8 protein-coding genes are annotated in these 10210 nt (G+C 68.1%); 5 read left to right on the top strand and 3 right to left on the bottom strand.

Annotated elements, in window-relative coordinates:
• Nucleotides 1–46: 46 nt before the first annotated feature.
• Nucleotides 47–1129 carry a sn-glycerol-3-phosphate ABC transporter ATP-binding protein UgpC gene (locus tag RMO85_RS10870; RefSeq protein ID WP_310528743.1) on the bottom strand — a complete coding sequence of 361 codons (1083 nt, stop codon included), beginning with the start codon at nt 1127–1129 and terminating at the stop codon, nt 47–49.
• 110 nt (nt 1130–1239) lie between these two features.
• Nucleotides 1240–2268: a LacI family DNA-binding transcriptional regulator gene (locus RMO85_RS10865; protein WP_310528742.1), complete on the bottom strand. Its 1029-nt coding sequence runs from the start codon at nt 2266–2268 to the stop codon at nt 1240–1242.
• Between the two features lie 187 nt (nt 2269–2455).
• Between RMO85_RS10865 and RMO85_RS10860 the strand changes: the two genes are divergently transcribed.
• The 4 genes from RMO85_RS10860 to RMO85_RS10845 all read left to right on the top strand — a co-directional run bounded on the left by RMO85_RS10860 (nt 2456) and on the right by RMO85_RS10845 (nt 7983).
• Nucleotides 2456–3772, top strand: coding sequence for an ABC transporter substrate-binding protein (locus RMO85_RS10860; RefSeq protein WP_310528741.1), 1317 nt, complete (start codon nt 2456–2458; stop codon nt 3770–3772).
• Nucleotides 3773–3861: 89 nt separating this feature from the next.
• A complete protein-coding gene (locus RMO85_RS10855; protein WP_310528740.1) occupies nt 3862–4854 on the top strand; it encodes a sugar ABC transporter permease in 993 nt (330 codons plus the stop codon).
• A complete protein-coding gene (locus tag RMO85_RS10850) occupies nt 4851–5759 on the top strand; it encodes a carbohydrate ABC transporter permease (RefSeq protein WP_310528739.1) in 909 nt (302 codons plus the stop codon). Before RMO85_RS10855 ends, RMO85_RS10850 begins: the two co-directional genes overlap by 4 nt.
• 85 nt (nt 5760–5844) lie before the next feature.
• Entirely contained in the window at nt 5845–7983 is a 2139-nt protein-coding gene (locus RMO85_RS10845) for an alpha-galactosidase (protein WP_310528738.1), read from the top strand.
• A gap of 15 nt (nt 7984–7998) precedes the next feature.
• Here the strand turns inward: RMO85_RS10845 and RMO85_RS10840 are convergent, their stop codons facing one another.
• Nucleotides 7999–8634, bottom strand: a complete 636-nt coding sequence (locus tag RMO85_RS10840; protein ID WP_310528737.1) for a DUF1707 domain-containing protein — start codon at nt 8632–8634, stop codon at nt 7999–8001.
• Between the two features lie 141 nt (nt 8635–8775).
• Here RMO85_RS10840 and RMO85_RS10835 point away from each other — a divergent pair.
• Nucleotides 8776–10210: fumarate hydratase (locus RMO85_RS10835; RefSeq protein ID WP_310528736.1), on the top strand; the 1435-nt coding region annotated here is incomplete at its 3' end.

Here is a 10210-nt window from a genome sequence, read left to right as displayed (position 1 = left end):
CTCGGGTGGTCGGGCGCCTCGTCGTGGACTGTCAGCCGGCAGAACGTCAGTCGGAGAGCCGTTCGCCCGTGTCGGTGTCGAATACGTGCACGTGCTGCGGGTCGGTCGTGACGTAGAGCATCTCGCCCTTGTGCGGGTGGTGCCGCCCGGTCATGCGGATGATGACGTTGGAGGGCACGCCCTCCACGTCACACGTGCCGTAGACGAAGCTGTCAGCCCCCAGTTCCTCGACCACGGTGACCTTGACCGGGAGGCCGCCCTCCCCGTCGGAGACGATGCGCCAGTTCTCCGGGCGCACGCCGACCGTGACGCGGCCGTTCATCTTGCGCTCGGCCGCGGGGTCGACGGGCACGCTGTAGCCGCCCACGCTCACCACCCCGTCGGCGGCGACGCCCTCGAGGAGATTCATCTGCGGCGAGCCGATGAACCCGGCAACGAAGAGGTTGGCGGGCTTGTCGTAGAGCCGCAGCGGGGTGTCGACCTGCTGGAGGATGCCCAGCTTCATCACCGCGACGCGGTCACCCATCGTCATCGCCTCGACCTGGTCGTGGGTGACGTAGACCGTGGTGACACCGAGGTCGGTCTGGAGCCGGGCGATGTCGGTGCGGGTCTGCACGCGCATCTTCGCGTCCAGGTTGGACAGCGGCTCGTCCATGCAGAAGACCTGCGGGTTCCGGACGATGGCGCGACCCATGGCCACGCGCTGCCGCTGACCGCCGGAGAGCGCCTTCGGCTTGCGCTGGAGGAACTCGGTGAGGCCGAGGATCTCGGCCGCCTCGGCAACGCGCTTCTTGCGCTCGTCCGTGGGCACCTTGGCCATCTTGAGCGCGAAGCCCATGTTGTCCTCGACGCTCATGTGCGGGTAGAGCGCGTAGTTCTGGAACACCATCGCGATGTCGCGGTCCTTGGGCGGCAGCTTGGTGACCTCACGGTCCCCGATGTAGATGTGCCCGTCGTTGACCTCTTCGAGGCCGGCGAGCATGCGCAAGGTGGTGGACTTGCCGCACCCGGACGGACCGACGAGCACCATGAACTCGCCGTCATTGATCTTCAGGTCGATCCCGGGGACTGCCGCCTCGTCGGCACCGGGATACCACCGCTGAGCCTTCTCGAACGTCACTGTTGCCATTGTCTTCTCCTTCACCGGCAGGTACGTGCCGGACGATCCGTAGTGAAGTGACCCGAGTCACAGTAGGGCCTGGAGGGCGCCACGTCGATCGAGGGCGCGTCGGTTGGAGGTCAGTGGAATGGGCGCTCGCGATCCGGCACCGAGCGGCCCGGCACCAGGCCCATGGGCACCCAGCGAATACTGGGTGTCAGCTCCTCGGCCCCGGTGAGGGCCTCGACGGCCAGCTCGCCCAGCGCCGTGTAGGGCAGCTCGACCGAGGCCACCGGCGGCCGCAGCCAGGTCGCCAGCTCGGTGCCGTCGAAGGAGACCACCGAGACATCTCCCGGCACGTCGAGGCCGTGCGTCGCGAGCGCCTGGTAGGCACCCATCGCCACCCGGTCGTTGAGACACACCAGAGCCCCCGGCCGCACGCCGCTCATCAGCCAGTGGTGCACGGCGTCGTGCGCGTCCCGCGCCGCCCAGGGGCAGGAGACGACTCCCGCCAGTGGCGTCCCCAGCTCGTCGAGTGCCTCCCGAATGCCCGCCATCCTGAGCGGACCGGCCAGCGCGTGGGGGGTCGGATCATCGCCCACGACCCACACGTCGCCGGCGACGCCTGCCTCGGCCAGTGTCTCGACGGCGCTGCGAGCGCCGGCTCGTTCGTCCGGGAGGAGGGCGGGATAGGAGCGCTGCTCGTCGACGCAGTTCAAGAGCACCACGCGCTGGTCGCGCAGGCTGTCGGGCACGATGACGGTGGACGTCACCAGCCGTGCATAGACGATGCCGTCGACCTGACGATCGAGCATCTCCTGGATGTGCAGAGCCTCGAGGTCGACGTCCCCCTCGGACTCTCCGATCACCACCAAGTGGTCCGCACGGCGAGCCGCAGCGCTGGCGCCCGTCAGCATGCTGCTCGCGTAGTGGCCGCTCGCGACGTGGTCGGACAGCACGCCGATGGTGCTGGTCGTCGACGTGCGGAGGGTCTGGGCGCTGCGGTTGGGGCGGTAGCCGAGCTCCGCGACCGCGGAGCGCACACGCTCGACCGTCAAGGGCGCGATCCGCATGCGCTCGGCTCGACCGTTGAGGACGTAGGAGGCCGTGGTGCGCGACACGCCCGCGCGCCGGGCCACGTCCACCAGGGTCACTGAGCGAACTGCCACCGCCACACCTCCTCGCGCTTGCGCTTCGCGGACAGTGCTGCTTCGTTGTCAATCTGTGTCTTGACACCCCACCCGGTGGGGCATCTATCCTGCTGACACGATTCAGCATGTGGTTTCTATCACATTCCGTGATAGTGATCCACTACGCGTCGTGCATCGAAGAAGCCGTACCTACGAAGGGAAGACCATGCGCATCCAGCGTCGAACCAGGCGGACGATGGTGGCCACCTTGGCCGCCACAGCGCTCACACTGACGGCCGCCTCGTGCGGCAGCGACAGCGGCTCCGGAGGCGGTGGCGACGGCGGTCCGGTCACGATCTGGATGAGCCTGGACCAGACCGTCGTCGACGGCATCCAAAAGCAGATGGACGCCAAGGCGTCCGAGGCCGGCATCGAGGTCCAGATCGAGCGGGTCGACAGCATCGACAAGCTGATCAAGACCAAGATCCAGGCCGGTGACACCCCCGACATCGCCCTGCTCCCCCAGCCGGGCGTCGTGGCCTCGGTCGTCGAGCTCGGGGCTGCCTTCCCGCTCGACGACGTGCTCGACACTGCCGCCCTCGAGAGCAGCATGGTCCCCGGATCGCTCGATGCCGGCACCGTGGACGGCAAGCTCTACGGCCTGCTGACCTCGATGAACGTGAAGTCGCTGATCTTCTACCCCAAGAAGGCCTTCGAGAAGGCCGGCTACGCCGCACCCGAGTCGCTCGACGACCTGACGGCGCTTGCCGACCAGATCAAGTCCGACGGCGGCACCCCGTGGTGCCTGACCATGGAGTCCGGTGACGCCACCGGATGGGTGGCGACCGACTGGCTGGAGGACCTGGTGATGCGCTACGGCGGCGTCGACGGCTACAACCAGTGGGTCAGCCACGAGATGCCCTTCGACTCCGACGTCGTGAAGCAGGCCGCGGGCTACTTCGAGGACGTCGCGCTCACCGAGGGCAACGTCCTGGGCGGCAGCACCGCGATCACCGCCACCCCCTTCACGGAGGCGGCCAAGCCGATGTTCGACGCGAAGGGACCCGCCTGCTGGTTGCTCAAGCAGGGCTCGTTCTTCGTCGGGCCGGACTTCCTGCCCGAGGAGGTGTTCGCCAACCTCGATGAAGAGCTCGGCGTCATGGGCTTCCCGCCCGCGGAGGCCGGCGGCGAGAACCCGGTCCTCGGTGGTGGCGACCTGGCGGTGCTGATGAGCGAGTCCGAGGACGCCAAGACGGCGATGAACCTGCTGGCCGAGACCGACATCGGCAACGAGGCGGCTCCTGTGTCGTCGTTCATCTCCCCGCACACCGACTTCGACGCCTCGCTCTACCCGAGCGACACCACGAGGACGATCGCGAAGGTGGCCTACGACTCCACAGCCTTCCTCTTCGACGGGTCGGACTCGATGCCCGCCGAGGTCGGCGCCGGCTCCTTCTGGAAGGAGATGACCGCCTGGCTCAATGGTGACGAGGACCTCGACAAGGCCCTCACCAACATCGACGCCAGCTGGCCTGCCAGCTGATCCACCAAGCTCACGGCGTGCCTGCGGAGCCCTGGTGACGGGGCTCCGCAGGCACCGTGGGCTTCCCTCTCCCGGAAGGCTGTCCGACCATGCTTGAGAAGACAATCATCGCGCTCGTGACGGTCCTGGCGGGCGTGGGCGCGGCCCTTGCCCTCTACTGGGTCCTGAACAAGATCTCGGAGCTGCTGCCCGACCCGATCGAGGAGCGGCTCAAGCCCTGGTTCTACATCCTCCCCGCCTATGCCGCGATCACGATCTTCGTGATCTACCCGGCGATCCAGACGATCGTCTACAGCTTCAAGACCAAGGTCGGGTTCCCCACGGAGGACTGGGTGGGCCTGCAGAACTACAAGGACCTCCTCGGCAGCGAGGCCTTCCGGCAGACGTTGTTCAACACCCTGCTCTGGATCGCGTTCGTGCCAGCCGCGGTGGTCGTCCTCGGACTGCTCATCGCCGTGCTCGCGGACCGGCTCTCCAAGCGAAGCGAGAGCGCGGTCAAGACGCTGATCTTCATGCCGATGGCGATCAGCATGGTGGGTGCTGCCGTGGTGTGGGGCCTGGTCTACGACTACCGCCCACCGGGTCGGCCGCAGGTGGGCCTCCTCAACGGCATCCTGGACGCCTTCGGCCAGGGCCCCGTGGCGTGGCTGCAGGAGAACACCCTCCACTTCAACAGCTTCCTGCTGATGGTCATGCTGTTGTGGATGAACGTCGGGTTCGCGATGGTGCTGCTCTCCGCGGCCGTCAAGGGCGTCCCCGGTGACACCCTCGAGGCCGCCCGCATCGACGGTGCAGGCGAACGCCAGGTCTACTTCCGCGTCGTGCTGCCGCAGATCAAGGGCACCATCATCACTGTCTTCATCACCGTGCTCATCGGGGTCATGAAGGTCTTCGACATCGTCTTCGTGATGACCAACGGCAACTTCAACACCAACGTGATCGGCAACGAGTTCTACCTGCAGTTCTTCAACAACAACAACCAGGGCGCTGCCGCCGCCATCGTCGTGATGCTCATGCTCGCGATCATCCCGATCATGATCTACCAGGTGCGTAACTTCCGGGCCGAGGAGGCCGCACGATGACCACCACTGCCGCCCCCGCGAAGACCCCGCTCAACGCAAACCAGAAGGCCGGCAAGGAAGGCAACCCCGGCAAGGCCGGCTGGTTCACCTATGCCGCTCTGACCCTGGTGGTGATGTTGTGGGTCCTGCCCACGCTCGGCATCCTGCTCACGTCCTTCCGCTCGCGCGACGACGCGGCCAGCAGCGGTTGGTGGGATCTGTTCCTCAAGCCATCGGGTTTCGGGGACCTGTCCTTCGACAACTACCAGAAGGCCGTCCAGGGCACCAACCTGGGCGAGGGGTTCGTCAACAGCATGGCGATCGCCCTGCCGGCGACGTTCATCCCGATCCTGGTCGCCGCGTTCGCGGCGTACGCCTTCACCTTCATGAAGTTCCCGGGACGCGACATCCTCTTCGTCGTCATCGTCGGCATGCTGGTGGTCCCCAACTTCGTGTCCTTCGTGCCGGTGCTGCGGATCTACCGTGACCTCGGCATGGGTGGCACCTTCCCGGCCGTGTGGCTCTTCCACGTCGGCTTCGGCATGTCGTTGGCGATCTTCATGATCCGCAACTACATGGCGACCCTGCCCCTCACCGTGATCGAGTCGGCCAAGATCGACGGCGCCAGTCACTTCCAGACGTTCTTCCGACTGGTGCTGCCGATGTCGGTGCCGGTGCTCGCGTCGTTCGCGATCTTCCAGTTCCTCTGGGTCTGGAACGACCTGCTCGTCGCCCTGGTGCTCCTGGGACCTGGTGACAAGGCGCCCATGACCGTCTCGATCTCGCAACTGCTCGGCCAGCAGGGCCAGAACCAGGAGCTCGTGACCGCATCGGGCATGTTCTCGATGCTCGTGCCGATCCTCGTCTTCTTGTCGCTGCAGAGGTTCTTCGTGCGCGGGCTGACCGCCGGCGCCGTCAAGGGCTGAGAAGAGGTACGCCGCCCGGCTGGTGTTCGCCGGGCGGCGTACCCGCCTGTGGTTCCACCCAGTGCCAACGACGAGGATCGTCTCCATGCTCTTCCCTGCCACCGTTCCCTTCCCCTGCCCGCAGCTGAGCCTGGAGCTCGACCTCACGGACCACTTCCTTCCTCGTGTGCTGTGGACGGGGATCGTCGCGCCGGGCACCGGCGGTCCCAGCGGCTACCCGTCGCTGTTCCGCGGCCCGGGGGTCCCACTCCTGGGCGAGCACGCCCACGAGTTGTTCACGCGGCCACATCTGCGCGGGCATCGGATGCGTACGAGAAGCGGGGACGCCGCACCCGTCGCCGATGCCGCCTGGTCCACCCGCTTCGAGCGCTCGGAGCTCGAGACGGAGCAGGCGTACCTGCGCATCGCCGCGGTCGACACCGCCGCCGGCCTCACCCTCGAGACGGAGATCGAGGTCCTGGCCGGGGGCCTGCTCCGCGGCCGGCACACGGTGACGAACACGGCGGACGGCAGCTACGTCGTCGAGGGCCTCGAGGTCGTGTTGCCCGCTCCCGACGACCACACAGAGCTGCTGGACTTCACCGGTCGGCACGAGGGCGAGCGCACGCCCCAGCGGCACCAGGTCACCGACGGTCTGTGGTTGCGCGAGGGTCGCGAGGGACGGCCGGGTCTGAGCGGCGCCACGCTGATGGTGCTCGGCACTCCGGGCTTCAGCACCCGCACCGGCACCGTGCTCGGGGTGCACGTCGCGTGGAGCGGCAACAGCACCCTGCGGGTGGAGCGCTCCCCCGACCTGGGCACGACCCTGGGCGGCGGCGAGCTCTTCCAGCCGGGCGAGGTCGTCCTCGGTCAGGGGGAGAGCTATCGCACGCCGTGGATCGTCCTCGGCGCGTCCGAGGAGGGGCTTGACGGCCTGGCCGCCGCGTTCCACACCTATGAGCGGTCGCTGGCCGCGCACCCCGGGATCCAGCCGGTCGTGCTGAACGTGTGGGAGGCGGTCTACTTCGACCACGACCAGGCGAGGCTGCGCTCGATCGCCGAGCGGGCCGCCCGCGTGGGCATCGAGCGCTTCGTCCTCGACGACGGCTGGTTCCACGGGCGCCGCGACGACACCGCCGGGCTCGGCGACTGGTGGATCGACGCCGACGTCTGGCCCGACGGCCTGACTCCGCTGGCCGACCACGTCCACTCACTCGGCATGCAGTTCGGTCTCTGGTTCGAGCCCGAGATGGTCAACCCCGACTCCGAGCTCTATCGCACCCACCCCGACTGGATCCTCTCCACCGGGGCGCGGGTGCCCCAGCTGAACCGCAACCAACTGGTGCTCGACCTCACCCGCCCGGAGGTGTGGCAGCACGTCCACGACCAGGTGCACGCCGTGTTGTCCTCGTGCCCGGTCGACTACGTCAAGTGGGACCACAACCGCGAGCTGCTCGAGGCGGGCTCGGCCGTCCGCGGCGGAGGCTCGGCCGTGCGTGAGCAGACGCTGGCCTTCTACCGCCTGCTCGACTCGCTGCGCGAGCTGCACCCGAGCATCGACTGGGAGTCGTGCGCGTCGGGCGGCGGCCGGATCGACCTCGGTGTCCTGGAGCGCACCCAGCGGGTGTGGACCTCCGACATGACCGACGCACTCGCGCGCCAGCACATCCAGCGGTGGACGGCGCAGCTCGTCGCACCGGAATACCTCGGCGCCCACATCAGCGCGCCCGTTGCCCATCAGACGGGACGTACGCTCCCGCTCGACTTCCGGGCCGGCACGGCCCTCTTCGGCGCCTTCGGCGTCGAGTGGGACCTCAGCACCGCCAGCGAGGACGAGCTGGTCGCGCTCACCGCGTGGGTGGACCTGCACAAACGCCTTCGGCCGCTGCTGCACTCGGGACGCACGGTGCGTCCCGAGAGCCCCGACCCGGCCGTCCTGCTGCACGGGGTCGTCGCCCAGGACGGCGGCGAGGCGCTGCTGGCGCACGTCCAGCTCGACGAGTCGGCGTCCAATCGAGGGATCATCGTCCGGGTCCCGGGGCTGGTGCCCGACGCGACGTACCGACTGACGTGGAGCGGCCCGGTGGACACCGCCGCGGTGAGCCGTTCGGTTGCGCTGTCCGAGCACGGCCCGACGGGCGGGACACCCGTGCTGGGCGCGGTGCTGGCCACTCGGGGCTACTGGATCCCCCGCCGGCGCGCGGAGACGATCACGCTCGTGCACGTCGAGCAGGTGGCGGACTAGCCGGAACCCGACGTCTCAGTAGGTGCCGAGGATCTTCTTCGGTGTCCCGGGTGGTGGCAGCCGGGTCACGTTGACACTGCCCATCAGGGCGATGCCCCTGACCCGGATCGTCGGGGAGTCCGGACCGATCTCGGCCGGCACCTTGTCCCTGCCCTGCCCGTAGTCACCCATGATCGGCGTGCCGTCGACGATCACGTTGAAGTGGGCCGGGACGAGCACCTTCACCTCACCCATGATCGCGCTGGCGTTGATGGTCGTGTCCTGGCTGGTAAGGCTGGCCAACCGCAGGTCCAGGAGCACACTGCCCATCAGGGCGAAGGCGGCATGGTGCTCAGGCACCTGCCAGACCCCGCGCCGCTTGCACTCGCCCATGATCGAGATCGAGCTGGCATGGCCGGGCACGGCGGGCAGACCGGCGGCCGAGCGATGAACAGGGGTGATGGCCGCCGACGTGGCCGGGTGCAGGTCGATGGTGATCGGCACCAGGTCGGCGTACGTCTTGGCGTTGAAGGTCGCCTCGAGCCGCTCGTCGAGCTCGTCCAGGTCGAGGCGACCCTGACCCGCCGCCTCGCGCAGCACCTCGGCGACCTTGTGCCGATCGGCATCGGAGATGCGCATGCGGGTCGGATCGTGCCCCTCCAGCTCACCCATGCCCCCAGCGTAGGGGCGTGGGCGCCGACGGTGACGAAAAGTCGCTGCCCGACTTGCCTTCAGGTCCTCCCCGTTCGCGCACCGGGACAGCGGCGGGACGGGCTCGGCCGAGCGGGACGGGCGGGGGTAGCCTCAGCCCTCGTGAGCGAAGCTGAGTTCAGGTATTCCGACCTCCTCCCGACGGGCGCCGACGAGACGCCGTACAGGCTGATCACCACCGAGGGCGTGTCCACGATCGAGGTGGCCACGGAGGATGGGCAGAGCCAGACGTTCCTCAAGGTCACCCCCGAGGCGATCCAGCGGCTGACCGCGGAGGCGATGCACGACATCAGCCACTACCTGCGGCCCGCGCACCTCGCGCAGCTGCGCAAGATCATCGACGACCCGGAGGCCAGCGGGAACGACCGCTTCGTCGCGCTCGACCTGCTCAAGAACGTCAACATCTCCGCCGGCGGCGTGCTGCCGATGTGCCAGGACACCGGCACCGCGATCGTGATGGGCAAGAAGTCCGAGGGCGTGCTGACCGGCGCCGACGACGGCGAGGCGATCTCGAAGGGCGTGTACGACGCCTACACCAAGCTCAACCTGCGCTACTCCCAGCTGGCGCCGTTGACGACGTTCGAGGAGAAGAACACCGGCACCAACCTGCCGGCGCAGATCGAGATCTACTCGACCGTCCAGGGTCCGAAGGGCCCGGAGTACAAGTTCCTCTTCATGGCCAAGGGCGGCGGCTCGGCCAACAAGTCGTTCCTGTTCCAGGAGACCAAGGCGATCCTCAACCCCGAGCGGTTGCTGACCTACCTCGACGAGAAGATCCGCGCGCTCGGGACGGCCGCGTGTCCGCCCTACCACCTGGCCGTCGTCATCGGCGGGACGAGCGCGGAGTTCGCGCTGAAGACCGCTAAGTACGCCTCCGCGCACTACCTCGACAACCTGCCCACCGAAGGCTCGATGGATGCCCACGGCTTCCGCGACCTCGAGCTCGAGGAGGAGGTCTTCAAGCTGACGCAGTCCTTCGGGATCGGGGCGCAGTTCGGCGGGAAGTACTTCTGCCACGACGTCCGGGTCGTCCGACTCCCTCGCCACGGCGCGTCCTGCCCGGTCGCCATCGCCGTCTCCTGCTCGGCCGACCGGCAGGCACTGGGCAAGATCACCGCCGAGGGCGTCTTCCTCGAGCAGCTCGAGACCGACCCCGCGCACTACATGCCCGACGCCGGCGTCTCCGACGAGATCTCCTCGGGCGAGGTCGTCGAGATCGACCTCAACCAGCCGATGGACTCGATCCTCGCAGAGCTCTCGAAGCACCCGGTCAAGACGCGGCTCTCGCTCACCGGACCGCTCGTGGTCGCTCGCGACATCGCGCACGCGAAGATCAAGGAGCGCCTCGACGCGGGCGAGGAGATGCCGGCCTACCTCCGCGACCACCCGGTCTACTACGCAGGCCCGGCCGAGACGCCCGCCGGGATGGCGTCGGGCTCGTTCGGCCCGACGACGGCCGGTCGGATGGATTCCTACGTCGAGCAGTTCCAGGCCGCTGGTGGGTCCAAGGTGATGCTCGCCAAGGGCAACCGCTCCA

Source organism: Nocardioides sp., from assembly GCF_031422975.1.
In the GTDB taxonomy this organism is placed as follows: domain Bacteria; phylum Actinomycetota; class Actinomycetes; order Propionibacteriales; family Nocardioidaceae; genus Nocardioides.
This window is presented reverse-complemented; position numbering and strand designations above follow the sequence as displayed.